Annotated in this window: 25 protein-coding genes; 16 read left to right on the plus strand and 9 right to left on the minus strand. The window is 52.8% G+C overall.

The genetic code is table 11. The features are described from left to right. Positions 1-8 precede the first annotated feature (8 nt). The 6 genes from PsW64_RS17005 to PsW64_RS17030 all read left to right on the plus strand — a co-directional run bounded on the left by PsW64_RS17005 (position 9) and on the right by PsW64_RS17030 (position 7,107). Positions 9-1,556 (plus strand): ABC transporter ATP-binding protein, encoded by a 1,548-nt coding sequence (locus PsW64_RS17005; protein WP_063304336.1) that lies wholly within the window; start codon positions 9-11, stop codon positions 1,554-1,556. Further along, a complete protein-coding gene (locus tag PsW64_RS17010) occupies positions 1,553-2,644 on the plus strand; it encodes an ABC transporter permease (RefSeq protein WP_063304337.1) in 1,092 nt (363 codons plus the stop codon). Before PsW64_RS17005 ends, PsW64_RS17010 begins: the two co-directional genes overlap by 4 nt. A gap of 3 nt (positions 2,645-2,647) precedes the next feature. Next, positions 2,648-3,589 (plus strand): ABC transporter permease, encoded by a 942-nt coding sequence (locus PsW64_RS17015; protein WP_063304338.1) that lies wholly within the window; start codon positions 2,648-2,650, stop codon positions 3,587-3,589. A 27-nt stretch (positions 3,590-3,616) separates the two neighbouring features. Then, entirely contained in the window at positions 3,617-4,912 is a 1,296-nt protein-coding gene (locus PsW64_RS17020) for an amidohydrolase family protein (RefSeq protein ID WP_063304339.1), read from the plus strand. A 190-nt stretch (positions 4,913-5,102) separates the two neighbouring features. Next, positions 5,103-5,831, plus strand: coding sequence for an MBL fold metallo-hydrolase (locus tag PsW64_RS17025; protein WP_063304340.1), 729 nt, complete (start codon positions 5,103-5,105; stop codon positions 5,829-5,831). A gap of 136 nt (positions 5,832-5,967) precedes the next feature. After that, positions 5,968-7,107, plus strand: coding sequence for a hypothetical protein (locus tag PsW64_RS17030; RefSeq protein ID WP_082831144.1), 1,140 nt, complete (start codon positions 5,968-5,970; stop codon positions 7,105-7,107). Positions 7,108-7,117: 10 nt separating this feature from the next. Here PsW64_RS17030 and PsW64_RS17035 read toward each other — a convergent pair whose 3' ends face one another. Further along, on the minus strand, positions 7,118-8,281 hold the full coding sequence (locus PsW64_RS17035; RefSeq protein ID WP_063304341.1) for a nitroreductase family protein: 1,164 nt from the start codon (positions 8,279-8,281) through the stop codon (positions 7,118-7,120). Between the two features lie 100 nt (positions 8,282-8,381). Beyond that, on the minus strand, positions 8,382-9,368 hold the full coding sequence (locus PsW64_RS17040) for a nucleoside recognition protein (protein WP_208980852.1): 987 nt from the start codon (positions 9,366-9,368) through the stop codon (positions 8,382-8,384). A gap of 369 nt (positions 9,369-9,737) precedes the next feature. Between PsW64_RS17040 and PsW64_RS17045 the strand changes: the two genes are divergently transcribed. From PsW64_RS17045 to PsW64_RS17055, 3 genes are all read left to right on the plus strand, one after another. Continuing rightward, complete coding sequence (locus PsW64_RS17045) at positions 9,738-10,340, plus strand: hypothetical protein (protein WP_063304342.1); 603 nt, start codon at positions 9,738-9,740, stop codon at positions 10,338-10,340. A gap of 288 nt (positions 10,341-10,628) precedes the next feature. Further along, complete coding sequence (locus PsW64_RS17050; RefSeq protein ID WP_153042388.1) at positions 10,629-11,435, plus strand: FkbM family methyltransferase; 807 nt, start codon at positions 10,629-10,631, stop codon at positions 11,433-11,435. A gap of 313 nt (positions 11,436-11,748) precedes the next feature. Next, positions 11,749-12,453 carry a hypothetical protein gene (locus tag PsW64_RS17055; protein ID WP_063304956.1) on the plus strand — a complete coding sequence of 235 codons (705 nt, stop codon included), beginning with the start codon at positions 11,749-11,751 and terminating at the stop codon, positions 12,451-12,453. Between the two features lie 141 nt (positions 12,454-12,594). Here the strand turns inward: PsW64_RS17055 and PsW64_RS17060 are convergent, their stop codons facing one another. Continuing rightward, complete coding sequence (locus PsW64_RS17060; protein WP_063304344.1) at positions 12,595-13,623, minus strand: ornithine cyclodeaminase; 1,029 nt, start codon at positions 13,621-13,623, stop codon at positions 12,595-12,597. Between the two features lie 35 nt (positions 13,624-13,658). After that, on the minus strand, positions 13,659-14,585 hold the full coding sequence (gene rocF / locus PsW64_RS17065; RefSeq protein WP_063304345.1) for an arginase: 927 nt from the start codon (positions 14,583-14,585) through the stop codon (positions 13,659-13,661). Positions 14,586-14,705: 120 nt separating this feature from the next. Here rocF and PsW64_RS17070 point away from each other — a divergent pair, with 120 nt between their 5' ends. Continuing rightward, positions 14,706-15,158 (plus strand): Lrp/AsnC family transcriptional regulator, encoded by a 453-nt coding sequence (locus tag PsW64_RS17070; protein WP_063304346.1) that lies wholly within the window; start codon positions 14,706-14,708, stop codon positions 15,156-15,158. A 65-nt stretch (positions 15,159-15,223) separates the two neighbouring features. Here PsW64_RS17070 and PsW64_RS17075 read toward each other — a convergent pair whose 3' ends face one another. Then, positions 15,224-16,216: a zinc-dependent alcohol dehydrogenase family protein gene (locus PsW64_RS17075; RefSeq protein WP_063304347.1), complete on the minus strand. Its 993-nt coding sequence runs from the start codon at positions 16,214-16,216 to the stop codon at positions 15,224-15,226. 121 nt (positions 16,217-16,337) lie between these two features. On the opposite strand from PsW64_RS17075, the gene PsW64_RS17080 reads away from it, so the two are divergent. Both PsW64_RS17080 and PsW64_RS17085 read left to right on the plus strand, forming a co-directional pair. Next, complete coding sequence (locus tag PsW64_RS17080) at positions 16,338-17,228, plus strand: LysR family transcriptional regulator (RefSeq protein ID WP_063304348.1); 891 nt, start codon at positions 16,338-16,340, stop codon at positions 17,226-17,228. A 65-nt stretch (positions 17,229-17,293) separates the two neighbouring features. Further along, complete coding sequence (locus tag PsW64_RS17085; RefSeq protein ID WP_063304349.1) at positions 17,294-17,797, plus strand: hypothetical protein; 504 nt, start codon at positions 17,294-17,296, stop codon at positions 17,795-17,797. A 106-nt stretch (positions 17,798-17,903) separates the two neighbouring features. Here the strand turns inward: PsW64_RS17085 and PsW64_RS17090 are convergent, their stop codons facing one another. Both PsW64_RS17090 and deoD read right to left on the minus strand, forming a co-directional pair. After that, complete coding sequence (locus PsW64_RS17090; protein WP_057461608.1) at positions 17,904-18,146, minus strand: YgjV family protein; 243 nt, start codon at positions 18,144-18,146, stop codon at positions 17,904-17,906. After that, positions 18,146-18,874 (minus strand): purine-nucleoside phosphorylase, encoded by a 729-nt coding sequence (deoD, locus tag PsW64_RS17095; protein ID WP_082826957.1) that lies wholly within the window; start codon positions 18,872-18,874, stop codon positions 18,146-18,148. Before deoD ends, PsW64_RS17090 begins: the two co-directional genes overlap by 1 nt. Before the next feature lie 96 nt (positions 18,875-18,970). Here deoD and PsW64_RS17100 point away from each other — a divergent pair, with 96 nt between their 5' ends. Continuing rightward, the gene (locus PsW64_RS17100; RefSeq protein WP_082831145.1) at positions 18,971-19,633 is read left to right on the plus strand and encodes a Crp/Fnr family transcriptional regulator; all 663 of its coding nucleotides are present in this window, start codon (positions 18,971-18,973) and stop codon (positions 19,631-19,633) included. A 5-nt stretch (positions 19,634-19,638) separates the two neighbouring features. Here the strand turns inward: PsW64_RS17100 and PsW64_RS17105 are convergent, their stop codons facing one another. Continuing rightward, on the minus strand, positions 19,639-21,339 hold the full coding sequence (locus tag PsW64_RS17105) for a thiamine pyrophosphate-binding protein (protein WP_063304351.1): 1,701 nt from the start codon (positions 21,337-21,339) through the stop codon (positions 19,639-19,641). 312 nt (positions 21,340-21,651) lie between these two features. Between PsW64_RS17105 and PsW64_RS17110 the strand changes: the two genes are divergently transcribed. Beyond that, positions 21,652-22,323 carry a helix-turn-helix domain-containing protein gene (locus PsW64_RS17110; protein ID WP_063304352.1) on the plus strand — a complete coding sequence of 224 codons (672 nt, stop codon included), beginning with the start codon at positions 21,652-21,654 and terminating at the stop codon, positions 22,321-22,323. 9 nt (positions 22,324-22,332) lie between these two features. Here the strand turns inward: PsW64_RS17110 and PsW64_RS17115 are convergent, their stop codons facing one another. Further along, positions 22,333-22,722: a VOC family protein gene (locus tag PsW64_RS17115; protein WP_063304353.1), complete on the minus strand. Its 390-nt coding sequence runs from the start codon at positions 22,720-22,722 to the stop codon at positions 22,333-22,335. Positions 22,723-22,881: 159 nt separating this feature from the next. Between PsW64_RS17115 and PsW64_RS17120 the strand changes: the two genes are divergently transcribed. Both PsW64_RS17120 and PsW64_RS17125 read left to right on the plus strand, forming a co-directional pair. Continuing rightward, positions 22,882-23,070: a hypothetical protein gene (locus tag PsW64_RS17120; protein ID WP_063304354.1), complete on the plus strand. Its 189-nt coding sequence runs from the start codon at positions 22,882-22,884 to the stop codon at positions 23,068-23,070. 11 nt (positions 23,071-23,081) lie between these two features. Next, positions 23,082-23,540 carry a hypothetical protein gene (locus PsW64_RS17125; RefSeq protein WP_208980853.1) on the plus strand — a complete coding sequence of 153 codons (459 nt, stop codon included), beginning with the start codon at positions 23,082-23,084 and terminating at the stop codon, positions 23,538-23,540. Positions 23,541-23,676: the final 136 nt, after the last annotated feature.

Raw genomic sequence — 23,676 nt, forward strand, 5'->3', positions numbered from 1 at the left:
GGTATCCCATGCCAGAAACTGAGAGCGGGCATCCGCTTTTATCTCTTCAAAACATAACCAAGATCTTCGGTGATCTGGTTGCCAACGGAAACGTCAATCTGGACCTGCATGCCGGGGAAATCGTTGCGTTGCTGGGTGAGAACGGAGCGGGGAAAACCACGCTCATGAATATCCTGTTTGGTCATTATGTGGCTGACCAAGGACGTGTCATGGTACGCCACTCCTCCGGTATTTTGGTAGATTTGGAGCCGGGAGCTCCTCAGGCGGCCCTTGAAGCGGGGATAGGTATGGTTCACCAGCACTTCACGCTGGCTGAGAACCTGACGGGGCTTGAGAACATCGTTTTGGGCACTGAGAGCCTGTTCTCACGCCGCTTCAGCCGCTCCAAAGCGCGGGTAAAACTGCAGGAGCTGATGCAGAGCTCCGGCCTAGACGTTGATCTGGATCTGCGCGTCTCCAAGCTTGCTGTTGGCGAAAGACAGCGCGTCGAAATCCTCAAAGCGCTCTACCGGGACGCCCGCATTCTGGTGCTGGACGAACCCACAGCGGTTCTCACACCTCAGGAATCCGACAGTCTTTTCAAAACCTTGAAGCTGCTCGCCGCCAAAGGCATGGCGATCATCTTCATCTCCCACAAGATGGCTGAAGTGCTGGGCGCGTCTGATCGTGTTGCGGTTCTCAGAGGGGGCCGGATGGTTGCTGACCTGCCGACATCGCAGTGTGATCGCCACCAACTGGCTGAGGTGATGGTCGGGCATTCCGTCCAAACTGCAGAACGCAAACCCGGCTATCCGGAAGACGAAACGCTGGTTTTTGCTGGCGTCAGTGCAGGAGAGGGCCGCGAGCAGATCGAGAACGTCAATCTTGCCCTCCGTAAGGGGGAAATCATCGGCCTCGCAGGCGTCTCCGGCAACGGCCAAAGCACCCTTGCTAAGGTCATCTCTGGGCTGGAAATCCCTGCCATTGGCTCCGTCCAACTCAACGGCAAACCGCTCAAGGCCAGTGCTGCGGCTGCCATCAAATCCGGCGTGGCCCGCATCCCGGAAGACCGTCATCACGACGGCATCGTTGGCGCCATGTCGGTAGAGGAAAACCTCGTTCTGGAGGAAATTCGTGGGGCCGCCTACCAACGCTTCGGCCTTCTTCGCTTCAACGAAATTCGCAAGCGCGCTCAGGAGGCTATCAAGGCCTATGACATCCGCTGTTCTGGCCCGCTTGCTGTCTCCCGTCTGCTTTCCGGCGGGAACATCCAAAAAATCGTCCTCGCCAGAACGCTGGACCAGCAACCCGATATCGTCCTTGCCGCCCAGCCCTCCCGCGGGTTGGATGTTGGCGCAACGGCTGATGTGCACCGCCGCCTGCAAGAGGCGCGAGACAGAGGCGCTGGCGTCCTTCTCATCTCTGAAGATCTGGACGAACTCTTCCAGTTATCCGACAGGATTGCCGTGATCCATCGCGGGCATATCTGCGAGCCAATGGAGACGGAAAAGTTGGATAAGAAACAGGTTGGCCTGATGATGGCAGGACATTCCGCAAAAGGGGAACAAGCAGCATGATCCGGTTTGAACCTCGTACCAATGTTTCTTCGCTCTTCGCGTTTGCCCTGCCAATTATCGCAGGAATCACCGCGCTCGTGCTTGCCGCGATCCCCATTGCAGCGGCAGGGGGAGAAGTTTTCGCCGCCTACGGGCACATCTTCAAAGGCGCATTCGGCTCCAAGTTTGCATTCTCTGAGCTTTTGGCCCGCGCAACGCCGCTCATTTTCACGGGTCTGGCCGTAAGTGTCGCCTTTCGTGCCAAGCTCTGGAACATTGGCGCAGAAGGCCAGCTCTATGTGGGCGCACTCGCAGCAGTCGCCATTGGCACCGGCGCAATCTCCGCGCCCGCCTACATCATGATCCCGCTGATTATACTGGCAGGCATGATTGCTGGCGGCACCTTGATGCTCGTCCCAACCCTGCTGAAAACGAAGCTGGGCGCGGATGAAGTGGTCACCACACTGCTACTCAACTTCGTCGTGCTGCTGTTTGTGCAGATGATGCTGGAAGGGCCCATGAAAGATCCCATGGGTATGGGCTGGCCACAGTCAGAACCCATGACCAGCGCCGCCACACTGCCCAAGATGTTCGCCCGCATGCGCATCCACTGGGGCCTCGTGATCGCACTGGCATCAGCCCTGATCATCTACATCATGATGAAGCGTAGCGTCTGGGGTTTTGAAATCCGCGCAACGGGAGAAAATGTCTCTGCCGCAAAACATGCTGGCATTCCGGTCACCTCCACGTTCATCAAAGTCGGCCTGATCTCCGGTGCATTGGCAGGCCTTGCTGGCGTCAGCGAAGTGGCTGGCCTCAAAGGGTACTTGACTGCCGATATCTCCCCGGGCTTCGGTTACACCGGCGTTGTCGTTGCGATGCTTGCAGGTCTCTCACCCGTTGGTGTGGTCGTGGCCGCCATCTTCATTGCAGCAGTCTTTGTGGGGGCAGATAGCATGAGCCGTGCCATGGGCGTGTCCAGCTATATTGCTGATCTTGTAGTCGCCATGTCTTTGATCTGCGTATTGATTTCCAGCCTCTTTGTGCGCTTCAAAATACGCTTTGTCAGGCCTAAAAAGACACCACTTGTCGCCAAAGGGGAGGCATAAGCCATGGAATACATTGATATTCTTCTCTCCGCCAATTTCTGGGCCGCTGCCATCCGCATCGCAACCCCGCTCATCTTTGGTGTATTAGGTGCCTTGGTCTGCGAGCGGGCAGGGGTGCTCAACCTCGGTATTGAGGGCATCTTTGTCGTTGGTGCCATGTGTGGCTGGATGGCTGTTTGGCTCGGCGCGGGCCTCTGGGGCGGCATCCTTATCGCGGCACTGGCCGGGGCCTTCTTCGGCTTGCTTCATGGCATCCTCACGGTGCCGCTGGGCCTATCGCAGCACGTCTCCGGCCTTGGCATAACCATGTTTGCAACCTCGGTCAGCTACTTCACCTACCGTACAGCCCTGCCAAAGGTGTCTAGTCCACCTCGTATTGAGGCGTTCCAACCGCTTGATATTCCGGTTCTTTCAGACCTGCCCTTCATCGGTCCAGCCCTCTTCCAGCAAACATCTATGACCTTTCTGGCGCTCGCCATGGTCTTACTGGTCAGCTACGTCCTCTATCGCACCCCGCTTGGCCTCGCCATCCGTGCAGTAGGCGACAACCCATCCGCCGTTGAAGCACAAGGCCTCTCGGTTTTCGCATTGCGTATCGGGGCAATCATGGCCGGGTCTGCGTTGATGGCGCTGGGTGGTGCATTCCTCACCATGTCCGCGTTTGATGCTTTCTTCTTCGGCATGATCAACGGACGCGGCTGGATCTGCATTGCTCTGGTGGTGTTTGCAAGCTGGAGACCGGGCAAAGCTCTGCTGGGGGCACTGCTGTTTGGAGCGTTTGATGCCTTCCAGATCCGCCTGCAAAACGAGGTTGGCGCGGTAATCCCGTCTCAGGTCTTCCTGATGATCCCATACCTGCTTTCCATCATTGCGCTGGTATTGGTCGCTCGCAAAGCAGACTACCCACGCGCCCTGCTGCAACCTTATTTCCGTGGTCAGCGTTAAGCTGGAAAAGCAAGAAAGGCACCACTCATGTCTCTGGATCTCCTTGTCAAAAACGCCGTTCTGACCACAGGTGAAACTGGCGTAGATGTCGCGGTGAAAAACGGCACAATCACCGCGATTGAAAAGGACATCACCGCAGAAGCGGGGCGTGTGATTGATGCTCAGGGCCAGCTGGTCTCAGCGCCATTTGTTGACCCGCACTTCCATATGGATGCCACCCTTTCCCTCGGCCTGCCAAGAATGAACGAGAGCGGCACCCTGCTGGAAGGCATCAGCCTCTGGGGAGAGCTGAAACCTCTACTCACCATTGATGCGGTTGTCGAATGTGCTCTGCGCTACTGCGATCTTGCAGTCTCTCAGGGCTTGTTGGCCATCAGAAGCCACGTAGATGTGTGTGATGATCGTCTGCTCGGCGTGGAAGCCCTGCTGGATGTAAAGCAACGCATTGCGCCTTATATCGATTTGCAGCTGGTCGCCTTTCCGCAGGATGGCTTCTACCGTTCACCAACGGCGGAAAACAACCTGCTCCGCGCACTGGATATGGGCGTGGATGTGGTCGGCGGCATCCCGCACTTTGAGCGCACTATGGAAGACGGTGCCCGCTCCGTGAAGGCCCTCATGGAAATTGCAGCACAACGCGGCCTGCGGGTGGACGTGCACTGCGATGAATCCGATGATCCTCTCTCACGCCACATTGAGGCACTGACTTACGAGACACGGCGCTTGGGCATGCAGGGCAGGGTGACTGGATCACATCTCACCTCCATGCATTCCATGGACAATTACTACGTCTCCAAGTTGCTGCCTTTGATGGCGGAAGCCGATGTCTGTGCCATTGCCAACCCGCTGATCAACATCATGCTTCAGGGCCGTCACGACACCTACCCAAAACGCCGTGGCCAAACCCGCGTGCGCGAAATGCGCGAACTCGGCATCACCGTCGGCTTCGGTCATGACTGTGTGATGGATCCCTGGTACTCGCTGGGCAACGCAGACATGCTGGAAGTCGCCAGCATGGGCCTGCATGTAGGCCAGCTCTCCAGTCGTGATGACCTCCGCTATTGCTATGAGGCCGTCACAACAAACTCTGCAAAGATCATGGGGCTGGAAGGCTACGGCGTCAAAGTCGGTGGCAACGCAGACTTCGTGTTGCTTCAGGCACAAGGTGCCATTGAAGCCCTCCGCATGAAGGCAACTCGCCTCACTGTTGTTCGCCGCGGCAAGGTCATCGCCGAAACTGCCCCACGCATCACCAGCCTCTCGCTGGAAGGTCGCCCAAAAACTGTGAATGCCGCGGATTACTCCCCAAGCAGCAACGCCTAAAACGGGGACAACCCCGCAAAACCGAGCTTGCGTTGCTATGTGCGTTCATTTGCGTTCTTTCCGTTTTTCCTGAGTTCCTCCGTCCCGCAGCATTTTGCGGGGCGAAATAACTCCCACCAAATAAAGTTATCCCCCTGCACACCAGAGCTGGCTATGATGGACTTCTCTGATCAAGCAGGAGGGATGAGCGGTGGAACGCATTCCGGCCCAGAAGTGGTATCGCACCACGAAACTGGCAGATGACATAACGCTGATTGATGAGCCCTACATCAAGCAGTTCTACCGCTGCAACATCTGGCATGTGCGTGGACGCCACAAGGATCTGTTGGTGGACAGTGGCATGGGCGTTGTCAGCCTGCGGCAGCATGTGGCGCTCACCGCTGAAAAGTCCGTCATGGCCGTCGCCAGTCACACCCACTTTGACCATATCGGCTGCCACCACGAGTTCCCGCATCGCTTGATCCATATCGCAGAAGCTGACCTGCTGGCCCATCCAACCCGTCAGAACACGCTGGCTGATCCTTACGCAACTGACGATATCTTCGACGCGCTTCCGCCAGAGCCCTACAAGTCCTCCGAATACGCCGTCAAACCAGCCCCTGCCAGCCACCTGCTGGAAGATGGCGAAGTGCTCACCACCGGAGATCGGCACTTCGAGGTCATCCATACACCCGGCCATTCCCCCGGCGGTATCGCCTTATGGGAAAAAGCGACAGAAACCCTGATCGCAGGAGACATCGTCTATGACGGCCCGCTGGTGACAGACTGCTACCACTCCAACATGGCGGACTACATCGCCAGTATGAAGCGCCTGCTGGACATCCCCGTCCGTACCATCCACGGCGGTCACTTTCCCAGCTTCGACGGCGAACGCCTCCACGAAATCATCTATGCCTTCCTGAAGGAGCATGACAAATAGTGCCAACTACGCAGTCTTCCCTATGAAATCCCACTGTTCCCTGTGACGCTCAGAACAGCAACTAGCAAATGCATTGCTTACTCTGGAAGGTGGGAGGGCAGCATGCCCGGGCCGCTGACATCATGGGAGTTGGACAATGACAGCGATTGGTTTGAACAGTTTTGTCTCCGCCGCACACACCATCCCGCAGGATGGCAAGCTCTCGGTTGCTGAGGGACAGGTGAAGACCCACTCCAGCACCGCAATCGCTGGCCGGCTCGTCACATGGGTCAAGCAACAGGCCGAAGGCGCTGAGCAAAAGCAAGCAGATCAGGGCGCCTTCCGTCTGGCGCTCACCAACCACTACGGCAAAACGCTGGGCGAGAAAGCCTATCAGGCCGCCTGTCGGGCTTGCGACCAGAATCCTGGCACAAGCCACAGCCTGACATCCCGGCAAGTGCAGGAAGGCGTCAACTTTGCAGAACATCAGGTGCTGAGAAACGAAAGCTCAGCAGTGCGCATCAAGGCCCTCTCTGAAGATGTGAAGCACGATCCGATCAACAATCTGGTTCAGAACAAGGCTCATCAGACGGTTCCTTCGTTCCAAAGTGAGATCATTGAGACCCCGGAGACAAACACCGAACTTCTCGCTGCTCGCGCAGATGGCAAATACACGGAGCGGAACCCCTTCCACGTAGAACGGGAACTGATGGCCCGCCTCAGCACAGAAATTGCCGGGAAGTATGACCCACTGCTGGCTGAAAATGCCACCTCCAAAGCATGGGGCAATGAACTGCTGCAGAGTATCTACCGTAATGTGCTGCGAGACCAAAGACCTGTCGAGAAAGGGGAGGCCCTGAGAGTTTCCGAAACACCTAACCCGATGAAGATCGCCGTTGAGCGCTTTGAAAAGCAGGTCTGGAAATACGCAGAACAAAGCTTCCTGCACTCTCTGCCAGAAAATGCAGAAGTCGCCATCCATGACCTGTCGCGACAGCTGAACTGGGAGAATTTCCCCGCACTGGCCGAGCAGCACGGCGTCCCTGGCATCGGCTGGGACAGCGAGGCGACAGGCACCTACTTTACGGCCAACATCCCGCCAATCCGCGATCTCGCTATTGAGCGGCTCATTGAGAAGCGGGAGGATGAGACGTTCCTGAGCTCCGTCACGGTCGAGAGCTTCAACGATATCATTGAGGATGCGTTGAGCGAGCTGAAATCACCACAACAAAAACACGCCAGCCCATCAACAGCCGACCACACCAGCAACACCACAAAGCACGTCCGCTGGGTCTAAGCCGATAAGCTCAGCCTGAGGAGCTCGTCTCCTCAGGTACCCACGAGATGACATAGCGTGGCAGATCCGGAAACGGTCCTTCACCACGGTCCTCAGAGGATAACTGCTCAAACCGCCCCGCCTTGCCAAGCGCCTCACACCCGCATTCCCAGTTCGCCAACCAGATCCCCAAGGCGACCATGGCGTAGTACCGTGAATGCGTCGCCGCACAAAAATCCACCCGCCGTATCCTCGCATTCTCCGCAAGCACGACACCCCGTGTCGGCTGTGCATTGTAGGAGGAGGGCGACCACTGGCACACCTCATAACATCGCCCAAACTCCCGATAGGGCCGTGCGTTCGTGTTCAGCGGCTTGGCAAAACCAGCATCCGCAAAGAACAAGTCCTGCACATCCAGCCGATGCCGCTGTGCCTTCTGGATGAGGCGGATCGCCAACGGGGTGTAGCGGGAGCGATACCCAAACCCGCAAACGCAGATGATGTGATCCTTCTCAGGATCAAACCGTGCGCCCAGATGTTTGATGATGCTCTTGTGGTCCGCTCCCGGCCCAATCCAGCAGGTTGCCAGCCCTTGCCGTGTGGCCTCGATCACCACCTTCTGCAAACTACGCCCCACATCCACCACCGCCATCTCATGATACGCACGCGGTGCAATAGCAACCAAAAACTCATGCGTCCCAACCGCAGGCCAAACCACAAGCGGATTGTCAACATACTCAAAGCGAATGGGGTGAGGGCTCAGACAATGCTCTGGCCTGCTAGTTCGCTCTGCCAATGAAAGCACCATTTGGCGATGCTCTTCGCTCATAAGCCGCTTTTGAAAGGACCGGCACGAGACCCGCGTCCGCAGCAACTCAAAGGCATCCAGATGCTCAAGGCTGGTTGGCAGTGGCTCTTCCGGGTGAAAGCCATACCGAACTGTAACCACATCGAAAATCAGATTGAGAAACAGCAGTCCAGCAAGAACAAGCGGCAAATCCACCAACAGAAATGGCCAGCACCCAATCAGCGCACCGATCCCAGACAACACCAGCAACAGCACCACAACCACCAGATTGGGCAAGTACTGCAGCCAGCTGGTCCACTGCAGCCACATCTTCACCCGCCACCACCACCTGGTTTCAAACCAGGCCTCGTTAGGGGTGCGCGTCTCTTGAGGAGGTGTTTCGTTCATGCACGTGTTCCGCAATCAGACCAGAGGAGGCTCACTGCGAAACATCTTAAGCGAGGCGTGTTCCTGAAATGTAACCAAGCATCAGGAACAGGATAGAGTATCAGCCAACCGCCTTGGCTGTTTTCGCTGGGCGGTAAAGGAACCGGTTGAATGCGTCCTCCGGCATCATCTGGATCAAGCGACCAATCAGCGCCATGGCTGCAACGCAGAACACAAAGCGCCCAACCAGTGCGCCGGACCAGTGCGCGCCAAACGCCATCATCACCAGCGGATCCTCAATCAACCCATGGCAGATGCCCATGAAAGAAAGCGACAGCACCACATCGCGAGAGGATAACTTGCCTTCCTGCGCTTCTTTGATGATGAGACCACCACCGTAAGAAAGCCCAAGCAAAACACCAACCATGGTGATCGGCGTTGCGGCCTTGCTGATGCCCATGAGACGCAGCAATGGAGAGAGCAGCCAGCCAATCAGGTCGGTGATCTTCATCAGTTCCAGCAGTTTCAGGAAGATGATCAGCCCCATGATAATCCAGAACATGGTGAAGAGCAGAGACGCACTGGAATAGCCCCACTGCAGCCATGTCTCTTCAATCGTTGGCGCGAAAGGCAGCCAGTCAAGCTGGATCGGCTGCTGCAGCCAGCCACCCGCAGAGTAAAACAGGTTCAGTACCATGCCGTAGGTGATGCCCACCACGAAACGCAGGCTGGAGGAAAACACAAAGCTGATCCCGGCACGGCGGGAGATACTCTGCTCCAGAGGCAATGCATGGGCGATCAGCACCACAGAAAGCAGCACGGTCACATCAGCAACACTCAGCGACACCAGTGGCAAAATAGTCAGCATCACAGCCACGGCAGAATAAGTGCTCACCAGCAGGCCAACAGCAAGCACAAGCCCCGTTGCAGCAGGCAGTCCCATCAGTCCCATCAGCGGTTCAAGCGCAACGCCAAGATAATCAACCAGCCCTAATTCCATCAGAATGCGCACAAGGATCATCACGGGAACCATGGTCTTGACCATAATCCAGAACAGACCGACGGAGTCTTTTGCAATCTTTTGACAAGCGGCGGTGAAGCTTTTCATTTTTTGACAAACCAATGCTGCGCGCGCTTCGTCTTGCTCAAAGCACTGCGAGTGAACGGAGGTTGGGAAAATCAAAAGGGTCGGCCCTTGCTGCATTGCCCAGCAAAACTACTAGGATATTTCAGGTTTTGAGGAAATAGTATTTTACTCAACCCACCCACTTTAAATTCTCAAAGGAACGTTTGTACGCGGGGGAAGACCGGTACAGTTTCCGGCTTAGTCTTTCAGACAGGCCAATGCGAATTGTCTCGCTGTAACTCTTGCTTTTGTCACCTCCGGTTCTGCTTTGCTTAACTAACGAAAGACCTCTTACTTTTGAGCCCGACCGTTTTGCATTAGCGTTTTTCTGAACAAAAGCAGGTGAGAAAAATGGCCGGAAAAACCCTGAAGACCTTTAAGAACCTTTCTGATTTCCGCAGTGGCTTCTCTGATCTCAAACAGAAGATGGACCACAAACACGGCATCCATCTGCTGGACATTACCAAGTTTGACAAGGAGTTGGGCAATAAGACCTTCCTTGAAAAAAGCTATGAGGCAGCCGTTGAGGATTCCCCAAAAGTCTCCAAAATCTCTGAAGCGCATGGAAAGCTGACACGGCTCAAAAACTCACTGGAGCGCGAAAGCAGCGGTTTTGAAGACCTCGATAAACTCTACAACAAGCTGGTCGCTCAGCTGAATGAGGCAAGCAAGAAAAACAAAGGCGACGTCAAAAAGCTCAGTGAAGACAAAGAGTATGATGAAGCCCAAGCCAACCTTCTAAAGCTTGCCCCTCATTGGAAAAAAGATAGCAAAACGCGGAATGACTTCCGGAAAGCCGAACGCGAACTCGCCGCCCTCGACAAAAAACTCACGGAAATCAAAGCCGAAGCCTCCAAGAAATGCCCCTTTGAAGTAAAACGGGACTCCAAGAAACTCCTCTTGCTTATCGCAGGCGACAAGGTGGTCGAATACTCTTTGAAACATACAAAGTAAATAATGGTTCAATTGCTAATTCATACGACATAATAATTGGTTACAAATATCAATAACATGATTCTAACGCTATAGTTGTTTTCCTCCGGCGTTGCTGTTTTTCAACTGCCTATCAGCTATGTTGCAGCGACCTTAAGAGATAGCGATCTTTCTCATTGGAGAAAAGATTTTAGAGTTTTAAGTAATTGATATTTTTAATATATTTTTGTTCAACCTTGGAGGGTAGGGGTGTTTGAAAGACACTCTAACAAATAGGATGAACGTGATTAAGCACGTTGGAGTGATACATTGACCAAAGCAAAATATTCGATTTCTTCAATCCGGAGCATGATAAGTTCTTTTGATAAATTGCTTAGAAATGCTGATGTTGAAGGTTTCTCAAAATCTAAGAAAGATGTTATTTTAAATGAGTTTTCTGCTATTCGCGAATTCTCTGAAGTATTTCCCAAGCACTACCTCAAACGGACGGATGCTATTGATCGGATTGATTATCTGCGTACTCTCTCGACCAATCCCAGAACAATCATCGATGTCGGCGTAAACAAAGGTACTCCTAAACTCTATCGAGCATTTGCGGAGCTCCCGTTCGTATTGATCGATCCTGCCTTCGAGGGAGAAGAGCGGCTCACGGTGAAACCTGAGAATTATACGTATGTGAACAAGGCAGTTGGAGATCACCAGGACACACAAATATTGCATGACAACTCCGGTAAATCATCGCTTCTAGAGCCTAAGGGAGAGTTCAAAATATGGGAGGCACATAGCAAATATGAGGTTCAGATAGATAGGCTTGATACTATTCTCACTGAGGTTGAAGCAGAGCCACCTTATGGTGTGAAGCTTGATGTTCAAGGATATGAGTTGAAAGCGGTCCGTGGAATGACCAAAATAATGCCTAAGATTGATTTCTTGATCTGCGAGACAAACATAAGAAATACGGCAGAAGGGACTTATCAGTTTTCAGAGCTTGTTGCAGAGCTGCTTAAACACGACTTCCTATTTTTTAATTTCCTCAACAATTTCAAATCAAACGCCCGCTACTATGATGTTGTTTTCCTGCATCGTAGCAACGTGAAATTTAATCGTTTGGATTGATAAAACTCGATTTGACTATTGGTCCATGTGTTACTCTTTGCTTGCACTTTTCGAACAGCGCATCGCACATTATTTGCATTCATGCACCGTGGTTTTGGCTAACCAAATATATAAACAAATGCTTGCTATATGGGGAGACACGCTTACTAATCCTGCCATTTGAAAGAGTTGAATACGACTGCTTCTCATCCCCCGTCTGACAGAGTTGTTACTCAGGTGTCATGAGCGCTGTGATGAACAGGACACTGGCTCTTTTGACTTAGCGTTAGCCTGATCCCATTACAAAAGAAACCAGAAGAATGGGATGGACACTATGACTTCAGTTAGCTTGAGCAATTTTCAGAATATCGCGGTCGATTCAGCGCCTTCTCAAAAGTTGACGGTTGCGGATGGGAATGTGCAAACCCGTCAGGCAAGCACGTCTATTCAGGGTCGTTTTGTCTCCTGGCTGGCTCTGCAAGGCAATTTAGATACTCAAAAAGCAGCAGATCAGGGGGCGTTCCGCACTGCACTCCTGGACAAATATGGTGAAACGCTTGGAACACAAGCCTACGATCAGGCCTGCAACGCCTGCGGTTTCTCAGCTGGCCAAAACCACAGCCTGACATCAAAGCAGGTCGTAACCGGTGTTCACTATGCAGACGAAAAGTTGAATAGCGATCCACTTGCGCCATTCGTTTCAAAAGTCGAAGTAAAAGCAGCAGAACCGGAAAACCATGACGTGGCCTCTGTGCTTCCGGCAAACTTGCTGGAGGGAGACTTCTCTGTCCCGGACATTGAGATCAGGCAGGCAGCCGTGGATACACTTGATGTGATCACCGAGTTCATCGCACAAAAGTACACCCCTGAGATTGCAGAGACCGTGGAAGGCCGAATTGTGGAGGCGGAAGTGTTTGATAAGCTCCTTGCCGAACAGGTCGATCCAAACAACAGTGTTGAGCTACGTGAAACCATCAGCCTCTTTATTGATGAAATCTGGCTTGAAGCAAAGAAAGTTCACATCGAGTCTATCCTGTAAATGATCAGGAAAAGTGTCGAGCTTCGGTTTTCAGCATTGCTCTGCCGCCCCTAAGCCAATCAAGCAAAAAAGAAGCGCCTGCTAGGTGGGCAGGCGCTTACAAACCCCGGGCAAGGGATAGTTTAACGATGACCGCTGCTCTTACTCGGCAGCTTGTTTAACTTCTAAAAGGCCAAAGAGATTGCGCGGATCAGCCGGTTCAGCAATCATCTCCAGGTCCTGAGTTGTTTCGTCCTGCTTCACAAGATCATAGATGTAGCGCAAGCCGGAAAAGTCCTCGATGGCAAAGCCAACAGAGTCGAACAAGGTAATATCGCGCTCGGTGGTGCGGCCCTCAGCAGCTCCTGTAATCACTTCCCAAAGCTCAACAACCGGATAGTCATCATCCAGCTGCTGGATCTCGCCTTCAATGAGGGTCTGTTCCGGGTATTCAACGAAGATCTTGGAGCGCAGCAAAATGTCCTTGTGCAGCTCGGTCTTGCCAGGGCAGTCGCCACCAATCGCGTTGATGTGCACACCGGCGCCAACCATGTTGTCGGTCAGGATGGTGGCTTGCTGCTTATCCGCCGTCACCGTGGTGATGATATCAGCACCCGTGATTGCTTCTTCAGAGCTGCGGCAGATGGTGATGGTAAAGCCTTTGCCATCAAGGTTTGCAGCACACTTCTCAGTCGCTTCCGCATCCGTATCAAACAGGCGCAAGTTGGTAATGCCCATCACCGCCTTAAACGCCAGCGCCTGAAACTCGGACTGAGCCCCATTGCCGATGATTGCCATCGTCTTGGAATCTGCTCGCGCCAGATGCTTGGCCGCCATAACGGAGGTCGCAGCAGTGCGCAGGGCAGTCAGAACAGTCATCTCGGACAGGAAGAACGGGTAGCCGGTGTCCACATCAGCAAGCATGCCAAATGCAGTCACAGTCTGCTTACCTTCCTTGGTGTTTTTCGGATGACCGTTCACATATTTGAAGCTGTAGAGCTCCCCATCGCTGGTCGGCATCAGTTCGATTACGCCAACTTTGGAGTGGCTTGCAACACGAGGTGTTTTGTCAAACAGAGACCAGCGGCGGTAATCTTCCTCCACATACTCGGTCATGCCCTTCAAAACAGTCTCGACACCGTGTTTGTTGACCAAATCCAAAATTTTAGAAACGCTTACGAACTGGACCATATGGGGATACCTATCTTTTATTGTGTTGCTTGCGATCAGGCGCGGTTTGGATGGTCCAGCACCTGCTTGCCAAACAAGCTGGAAACCAGATCCGCCATCAAAGTCGCCGTCCGGCCACGCACATCCAGGAATGGGTTCAGCTCAACCAGATCCACAGAAGTGACCAGCTGACTGTCGCAGAGCATTTCCATGATCAGATGCGCTTCACGGAACGTCGCACCGCCGGGAACAGTCGTGCCCACTGCTGGCGCAATGTCCGGGTCCAGAAAGTCCACATCAAAGCTCAGGTGTAGGCGACCATTCGCAGCCTTCACGCGCTCCAGAAACTCATTGATTGGCTTGACGACACCGTTCTCATCAATCCGGCGCATGTCGTAGGTCTCAATGCCGGTTTTCTGCAGGGCAGCCCGCTCCGCATTGTCGACGGACCGCAAGCCCATCATGCAGATATTCTCTGGCTTGATCGTTGTGTTCAGCTCCGGATAATACCCCTCAAAACCGGAGAGACCACAAAAGTAAGCCGCGGGCGTGCCGTGCAGATTGCCGCTGGTCGTTGTGCTGAGATTATGGAAATCAGGATGCGCATCCAGCCAGAGCACAAACTGCTCTTCGCCAGCTTCTGCCGCCGCACGGGCAATACCGCTGACAGTTCCCGCTGCCATGGAGTGATCACCACCGAGGAAGACGGGCAGATGACCTTCACGAATTTCCGCTAAAGCAACGTCATGGAGCTTCTCAGTCCAGCTGATTGTCTCACTCAAATGGTGGACAGCGCTGTTGGAATGAACCCGATCCCGACTTGCCTCTGGTAAAATGTTGCCTCGGTCTATAACGGAGTAGCCCAGTGCTTCCAGGGAGTCTTGCAGTCCGGCAGTTCGCAGAGCATCCGGGCCCATCAAGCAGCCCTGAATGTTGGTTCCTGTCTGTACAGGTGCCCCGACGAGCACAACGGTATTCTTCATTCCCAATTCCCGATTAAATCCGATATGGGGTATTATCCTTGTGGAAGTGGCGGTAAAAAGCTGGCATTGTGATCAAAATGGTGGTCGCATTGGCCAGATTGGTAAGTAAGGTTACGCACTTTGGATGATATAGATCAAAAAATCATCGCGACACTACGTAGAAATGCGCGTGCGAGCGTTTCTGATCTAGCCCTTGAGCTGAAGATTTCTCGCTCGACTGTGCGCTCACGTATGGAGCGTTTGAAGTCTGTTGGTGATATTCTCGGCTACACGGTCGTGCTGCGGGGCGATGTCTTTGAACAACCTGTTCGTGGCATTATGATGATCAAGATCGAGGGCAAAGGCACCCAGCGCATCGTCGATCACCTCAACAAGATGACCGAGGTCACTGCCTTGCACACAACAAACGGCAAGTGGGACCTGATCATGGAGCTGGGAACCGATACGCTCGTCCACTTCGATGATGTGCTGCGCCGCATCCGTTTGATTGATGGCATTTCAGCCAGCGAGACCAACCTCCTCCTCTCCACCAAACGCACCAACGAAGCCCGCCGCAACGTGATGCTGGATTAGGTCACTCAACGCTTGAGATGAAACCGCCAGCACAAGAAATACGCACTGGCGGTCGCTTAAGCTAACTAAGCTTCTGCGTGGAAGCCATCCATGACAACCTTGCCAACCGCAGCGCCGGATTGAAGTCGGTCATGAGCCTTTGCCACATCTGTTATTGAGAACTCAGTCCCGTCCAGCAGAGGCGTGATCTTGCCATCGTCAACCAGCTTGGCAATCTGCTCCAAAATCTCACCATGCACACGCCGGCTCTTGCCCGTCACCATCGGGATTAACATGAGCACACTGTGGAAGCTGAGGCCTTTCAATGCCACCTGCAAAACATCTGCAATCGGCAGGATCGTAGCAACTGCGCCATTCATGCGAGCAGCTTCAAAGCTCTTCTGAATATGATCCCCGGCAATGGTGTCTAAGACAGCATCAAATCCTTCGCCTCCGGTGTGCTGAGCAACGTACTCGGCGACGGATGTCTCGTCCGCATTCACCACATGGTCTGCACCAAGCTTCTGAGCTGCTGTGAGTTTCTTGGAACGTGAAGTCGTTGTCACCTCACTCCCTAAAGCCTTGGCAAGCTGCACTGCAATGTGACCAACCCCACCGGTTGCACCATGCACCAGCACTTTATCACCCGTAGAAATCCTCAATTTCTGCACCAATGCTTCCCAAGCGGTGATGGAGACCAATGGCAGTGCCGCTGCCTGGCGCATGGTCAACGAAGTGGGCTTTTGGGCCATCAGGTCTGCATCAACCAGCATGTACTCACTCAGCGCACCATTAATGCCTGCTACACCACCAGCACAGCCATAAACCCGGTCTCCAACTTTAAACCGCGTAACGTCCGCACCAACCTCTTCAACAATGCCTGCAACATCCCCGTGCAGAACCTGAGGCAGGTTTTCAGACCACGGTGTCTCAGTGGATCGCAACATTGTGTCCAGAGGGTTCACACTGGTCGCGCATACCTTTACGACCAGATGCCCGGCACAAACCGTTGGTTTTTCAATCTCAGCCAGCTCAAACACATCGCTCGCGCCCAGCCCGTTCAAAATCATCGCTTTCATGGGAAGCCTCATTTGTTATTCGTGAGGCAAACTTATTTTTGCAATTAGCGCAGAACAATACGGCACTAAACAAATCATTTTTGCGTATAAAGCAATAATAGGAGCCGAGGAGGACGCTGTTATGATGAAACGGATCGCTTATTTCAACGCGGTGATGGAAGCGCACAGCATCACGGAGGCCAGCCGCCGTTTTGACCTGCAGCCCTCCTCAATCTCTCGGCAAATTGTGAGCCTTGAGGAAGAACTTGGCGTTCGGTTGCTGAACCGGAACACAAGAAAAGTCTCACCAACTGAGGCTGGACTGCGCTTTTACAGCTATTCACGGCAAATCCTCTCGGACCTTGACGAAGCCAAACGCGCAATCAGCGACCTGCAACAGGAGCCTCAGGGCACCCTCACAATCAGCTCCACCGTTGGCTTTGGCGAAACCGTCATCCTGCCGCTTGTGCCAAAGTTCCTTGCAGATCATCCCAAACTGAACATCAAAGTGGAGCTTACCGAGCGTGTTGTGGACTTGATTGAGGAAGGAGTCGACGTTGCAATCCGAAGCGGAAAACTGTCAGATTCCTCACTCATTGCCCGGCATCTGCTGCCCAACAACTTCATCATTTGTGCCAGTCCAACCTATCTTCAACATGCAGGAACACCAGAAACCGCAGATGATCTTTCACATCACTGCTGCATCAAATACGGTTATGCAGGATGGGCCAACTGGTTTCAAATCTCGGAGAAAATTGAAAGACTGACATTGGGCGATGCGCTTGAAACAAACAGCGTCAACGGACAAAAGCAGCTGATCCTCAATCATGGGGGACTGGCACTTATCCCTCACTGGGCCGTACGCCCCGAGCTTGATAAAGGCGATCTCGCTCAGGTGCTGCCCAATCTGACCTTCAGTCCCCACGGCCAGCAAACCTCGACCTACGCGATCTACCTGAAACGCGAACTGGTTTCTCCCAAGATCAAGGTCTTCACGGACTTCATAATCAGGCAAATCAAGGCATCGGATTAATACTGGAATTGACAAGAGAACAGCGTTCACTTAATTGGAGCGACGATAACTCTTCGAGGTGCCAAATGGACTTCATTCACTACACCCTGCAATGGTGCAAGGGCGAGATTCTGGAAGCGTCGCTCTTCGGCGCGTTTGGCCTGACATTATTGCTCTCAGGCATTGCCTTTGGCTGGTTTGGCACCACACCACATGCCAAGGCTATGATGATCCCGCTCATTGTGCTGGGTCTCATCGGTGTTTCAACAAGTGTCTTTGGTGTCGTCAACAACACCCAGCGGATGACCACGTTCGCCGAGAAGTATGAGGCTGATCCTGTTGGCTTCATTGCAGAAGAAAAACAGCGCGTGGAAGGATTTGAGCAAATCTTCCGTATCACCTATCCGCTTGCAATTGCGTTTGCTCTGGGCGGCCTCGCGCTCTTCTTCCTGTTTAGCAACGCGCACCTTCAGGCAATTGGAATAGCGCTCCTGATCCTCTCTGTGCAGACCCTCACCATCGACATGTTCGCCGCAGAGCGTGGTGAGATCTATTACAAGCACATCCTGCAAGCGCAGCAGCCTGGCTGATAGCGGCAATCGGACGGCGGATAGAAAAAGAGCCCTGAGCGCGTCTTGGAGGACGCTCAGGGCTCTTGAGTTTACAATTACCTTGGCTTGATGGGGGGCGAGTGCCTTACGCTTCTGCTGGCGTAAGTGCTTGTTGTTGTTGCTTTCTCAATTTTGCCAAGTGGTAAATGTTGATGAACACGCACATGCCGTTGAGCAAAACAACCGGGTAAGCATCAACTGCAACACCGTAGATGGTGAACAGGATACAACCGACCATATTGATCACACGAAGCCACAGGACGTTGCCCATCAGGAGGGAAGTCATCACAGTGATTGAGGCCAGATAGCCTACAAGTTCCATATTCATTATGCCGCAGCCATTTCTGGTGTTGTTGCATATGCAGTTTCCAGAGCCAGTTCCATCATCTGGTTAAAGCTGGTCTGGCGTTCTTCAGAGGAAGTTTCCTCTGCCGTGATCAGGTGATCGGACACGGTCAGCACGCACAGCGCTTTCACACGGAATTCTGCAGCAATTGCAAACAGAGCCGCAGCTTCCATTTCAACTGCGAGAACGCCCATTTTCTGCATCGCTGGCAGCAGTGCAGGATTGGAGCCATAGAAAAGATCACCTGAGAGGATGTTACCAAAGCGCGGCGACAGACCCAGCCCGCCAGCTGCATCAGAACAGGCCTTCAGCAATTCAAAATCAGGTGCAGCAGCATAATCGTAACCAGCAAAGCGATCACGGATCATTGCGGAGTTGGTGCTGGCACTTGTTGCGACAATCAGATCGCGCAGTTTCAGCTCTTCATCAACACCGCCACAGCTGCCCACGCGAATGATTTGTTTCACGCCGTAAAAGTTGATCAGCTCATGCGCATAGATAGAGATGGATGGCATACCCATACCATGTGCCATAACTGAAATTGGCTTACCCTTGTATTCACCAGTAAAACCAAGCACATTACGCACGTTTGTTACTTCGCGTACATTTTCCAGATAGGTTTCTGCAATATACTTTGCGCGAAGCGGATCACCCGGCATGAGGACTGTTTCAGCAAAGTCTCCAGTCTGGGCGTTGATATGCGGTGTCATCAGATTCTCCTATGCAGCTTGCAAGGAGAAAGGTAGAAATATCTCCGATTCAAAAACAGGACAATTGTCCGCATCTCTGAACTAAATAATGCAAAAATGACAATTAAATCGCTCGCAGACATTGGACATAAGGAAGTATTAGAATGGGTCAAAACTGGCCCGTTTCTTCTACGCCATATGGAGCCCGGAGATTACCTCCTCCGGCAAGGCCAAAACCTTGAACACCTGTATTGGATAGACGATGGCTTCTGCACGGTCAGTTACACCGCAGCCAATGGGCGACGCTTCAGTCACGGCAGATTCAATATCGAAGATCGCCTTTACGGTGAGATCGAGTTTCTGACGGGAAAACCAATTCAGTTCGACATCCGCTGCGATGGTCCGGTCAGCGTGCGCGTCATCCCGATTGCAGAGCTGGAAGCCCTGTTGGTGCAACACCCTCATGTGGGCATCTGGCTCAGCCAATGTCTGGCCGACACCTATCAGGGTGTTATGGACCGGGTCACCTCGCACTTCATGTACCCGCTGGCCTATAACATTGCCAAAGACCTGCTCCTCCGTGAGCGCGGCAACAAACCGCCAATCCAGTTCGAGCGCGTCTTCCGAGAGGCCGAACGCTTCGGCTGCTCAGAACGCGTCTACCGCCGCGCCGTCAGCCAACTGATCGAACTCGGCTTGGTCGAAAAACGCGGCCGCGAACTCAAAGTCGCCAACCACACCAAACTGGAACGCTATCTGGCCGAAGAAGAAGAGCGGTAAGCTATTCAATGTCGCAGTGCTTCGCTGAATTTAACGTTGAACGAGGCGGAGTCCCATGGGTCCAGAATGATACGGACAATGTTGACACCTTTGGGCTTATCTAGATTGTCTAGCAGTTCAGCCATGTCTTTTTCGGTGCGGACTACGAAACTGTTACAGGTTTGGCCCTCTACACCGCCAAATGCTGAGCCTAACTCCTCGTAGTTCCAGACGGGTGTGTTGTTATAGGAGCGTTCCTTACCAGGATAGATCTGCCGCTCAGCCCCATAACCTTTGTTATCCAGAACAAAGAGAACGCAGTCAGTTTCATATTTGATCAGCGTTGAAAGCTCTTGTGCAGTCATATGGAAGGCACCATCGCCAGTGATCATATAACACCGTCGTCCTGATGCTTCCTTTGCAAAAATACCTCCGCAAAACAAAGCGAAGCCGGCTCCCAGTGATCCATAGTTTCCGCAACCATGAATATCGACACCAACAGGATACTCTGCCTGAGAGGCATTAATGTACCCGCCTGTATCTCCAAACATGACATCACCAGCTTTGGCATAATTTGCGAGCTGAACAAACAGACGGTCGATTGTCAGGTTTTTGTCCGTTGGATCAAACCTGTCGCTTCTTTGAAAGCTAAAGCGCCGCACAGTCTTGGAAATTTCGAGTGTTCCAGCCTGATCATTTTTTGCCTCTTTGAGCAGGGCCGGCAAAAAGTCTCGCAAATAGACTTTATCATAGACATGATTGTTGATGAGGACTTGGTCAAAATCCATCCAGATGCAATCCTGCTCTTCGCCAAGCTTGCTGGTGAAAACACCGGTGTCGAATTCGTTAAGTGTCATGCCCGCGACAAGGGCCAAATCTGCCGTTTCAACAGTCGTCTTTGTCGCGTCGCAGCTCATGGCACCCATATACATGCCTGCCGCATTCGGATGACCTTCAAAAGCGGGAATTTTGCCAACAAATGTTGTCGCGACACTGGCATTGAGGCATTCAACAAGGCTCTTGGTTTCTTCAATCAGCTTCTCTCGCTGTAGTAGATGTCCCGTCACAACACTGCGGGTCTGTGAGCTGTTGAGCAAGCCAACTGTATGACACAAGGCAGCTTTCAGGTTCACCTGTGAGGATTGATTGAGCCAAAGATCAAGAGGTTCTGTTGGCTTTTCTACTTCAGCCAGTTGAAGATCGTAAGGAATTTCAAGATAAACAGGCTTTTTCCTTTGCATTGCTGTGCGGCTGAGATCATCAATCTCAGCCGAAGCAGTCTCCAGCCGGGTTAATCGATGAGAAGCGGCTGTAATCGGACGAAAAGCCTCCAGACAAGCATCGAAATTAGTATCTATAACGTGGTGCAATTTGCGTGGTGTAGGCGTGGTCAGAACTTCAATTGTCGGGGTGCCTGCAATCACAATCATTGGTGTGCTGTCTGCGAATGATCCACCCACCGCATTGGCAGTGCTAAGCGAACCAACACCGTAAGTCACGGCAACAGCACCAAAGCCAGACATCTTGGAATAACCATCCGCTGCATACGCACCATTAAGTTCATTACAAACTAGAATATGCTCCACGCCATGATCTTGGTCGATCAGCTCATCAAATAAAGGCAGAACATAATCGCCGGGAATCCCAAAGACATGGTTGGCACCAACCTCTTTCAAACGAAGAAAGAGATAGGTAGAAACAGACACTTTCGTTGATTGAGATGACATGGAAACGCTCCTCTTAAGCAGTTTCTTTCATTCTCGCATGAGATCTGAGTAAACCGCCTACTGGCTTGCATTTAGCGATACTGAGCGTTTCCATCCGCTTTAAAAAATTACTGCATTTCAGTCACTGAAATAACTTATTCGGCAATAAACAACAGCACTTCATGCGGTGTATTCATGGTGCCGTTGTGTTCTTCCAAACACCTGGTGATCTCAGCCATGAGCTAACCAATCTTTGCAATTACAATTGAAGGAACACAGGCAGCATACTATGAATGAAGGAAGGCACCACCAAGCAAACAGGGGAGGGAATGTTTGCAGCACAATCACACATGCGCGTCTCTGCCTGAAACGCTTGCTCAGGCCTGGCATCATTCAGGCGAACTCGGGGTCTCCGGCCCAATCTTGCCGGATGGGTGCAGGGATCTGATCGTCACGGAAGTAGAAGGCAAACGCCCGTCGTGGCACGTGTCAGAGCTGTTCGATGAGCCGCACCAAACTGAACGAATAACTGTTAAGCGCATGATCGGCTTTCGCCTGAAGCCGGGCACGCAGGTGAACGAACACGACCTGATCAAAGCGCTGAGCGTGCTGGGCTCCTGGGATGAAGCCACCATCTGTAAATTGCTTGCAGACCACACCCGCCTCAACACCAGAGTATCCGAAGCGCTGGGCTGTATCGCGGAGGAGCAACTGTCCATTGCCGCCTCCGCTGGAGCGTTGGGGGTGACGCTCAAAACCTTGCAGCGCACCTTGGCACGCCACACCAGCCGCTCGCCTGTCTACTGGCGCCAGCTCGCCCGCATTCGCAAAACCGCGCGTGCTATTGAAACCGCAGAAGGTTGGGCCGACTTTGCCCTCGACAACGGCTTCTCCGACCAGGCGCATATGACCCGCGAGTTCCAGCGCTGGTTCGGCACCTCACCCATGCAATTTGCCGCAAACTCCGGCTTCAAGCAGCAGGCTCAGTCCATCGCGTTTGGGTGAGCCTCAGTCTCAGGCCGGGGCCGTCACTGGCGAGCAAATCTCAATCAGAAAGCCGTTCATGTCCTTCACGTAGGATGTTGTCTGCCCCCATGGCTCGTCTTTGACCTTCTGCACAAGCTCAGCACCGGCTGCCAATGCTTTTTCAAGGTTGCCAGCCACATCGTCAGTCTGGAATGCAATCTCAAAGCACGGATTGCTCGCATCTGCCTGCGATGGATTTTTGCCAAGGTTCTTCATCAACTCGAAGGAGGAGAAGGACAGCGTCGTCTCGCCAGTTTTCACCTCGCCATAATCCCCTCCCTCAGTAATCAGACCCGCCTCCACATCAAACGCCTTGCAATAAAAGTCGATGGTCTCACGAGGGCTCTCAACGTACAGAATAACGTATTTCAAATGCATGGATTTCCTCCTGTTTTCATGAGGATGACCCTAGTCAGGCACGGTGCCTACGTATTGAAAAAAAGCGACACTTTCATCGGCAGAACTCTGGTCAAACTTGAATGCAAAGCGGAAGGAATCTGCTAGTCTCCCTCAGGTTCCTGCCAGCGAGGCTGTCTCATGCGCAATTTCCGCAAAGTTCTGTACGTGCTCATCACCTGCTTCATCAGCATCTACGGCGCCTACTTCGCCTACACTTCGTTTTATGAAGGCACGCTGTTCAACGTCATCGCGGGCCTGCTGATTTGCATGGTTGGCATCATAGGCCTCTACGGCACATTTAGCGGCAAAGCGCAGGACACAGAGTAAGGGGAGGGATGATGCACGACTTATCAGAATACAAGGCAAAATCAGGCCGTTTCGAACCAGTTTGGACAATCGAAATCCAAACGCTGGAAGAGGACACTGACCGCATATTAGACGCCGTCATGCAAGTGCACCCGCTCAGCTTTGGGCGCTACCAACGCAACGCCAGCATCTCTGCCGTCGGCAAGGAAACAGCACAGCCCGAACCAAACTCAACCACCACAACCCACATTGAGGGCTTTCAGGCTGGCATGACAGAGACCTACCCCATGGTAGAGCTGAAAATCTCCATTGAGCGCGACCCGAAAGTGCTCGAAAAAGTCATGGACGCCATAATCTACGCCCACCACTACGAAGAACCCGTCATCTTCCTGCGCGAAGACTGGGCCAGCCGCGCCGCCTACAACCCCAACAGCACCAACCCAAACCGCTGGTGGAACAACGGCAAAGGCATGCCGGAAAAGGTGGGGTAACTGGGGAAGCCTACTTTGGAACGCATCCACCACACAGAAGTGATTGTTGGAACGACCTCTGGGTAGCGAGAGAATAAATTGTGCGGGAAATGCAGTTCGGACTTGATGCTAAGAGAGATGAGCCTAAGCTTTTTTA

Origin of the sequence: Pseudovibrio sp. W64, from assembly GCF_001623145.1 — a bacterium.
In the GTDB taxonomy this organism is placed as follows: domain Bacteria; phylum Pseudomonadota; class Alphaproteobacteria; order Rhizobiales; family Stappiaceae; genus Pseudovibrio.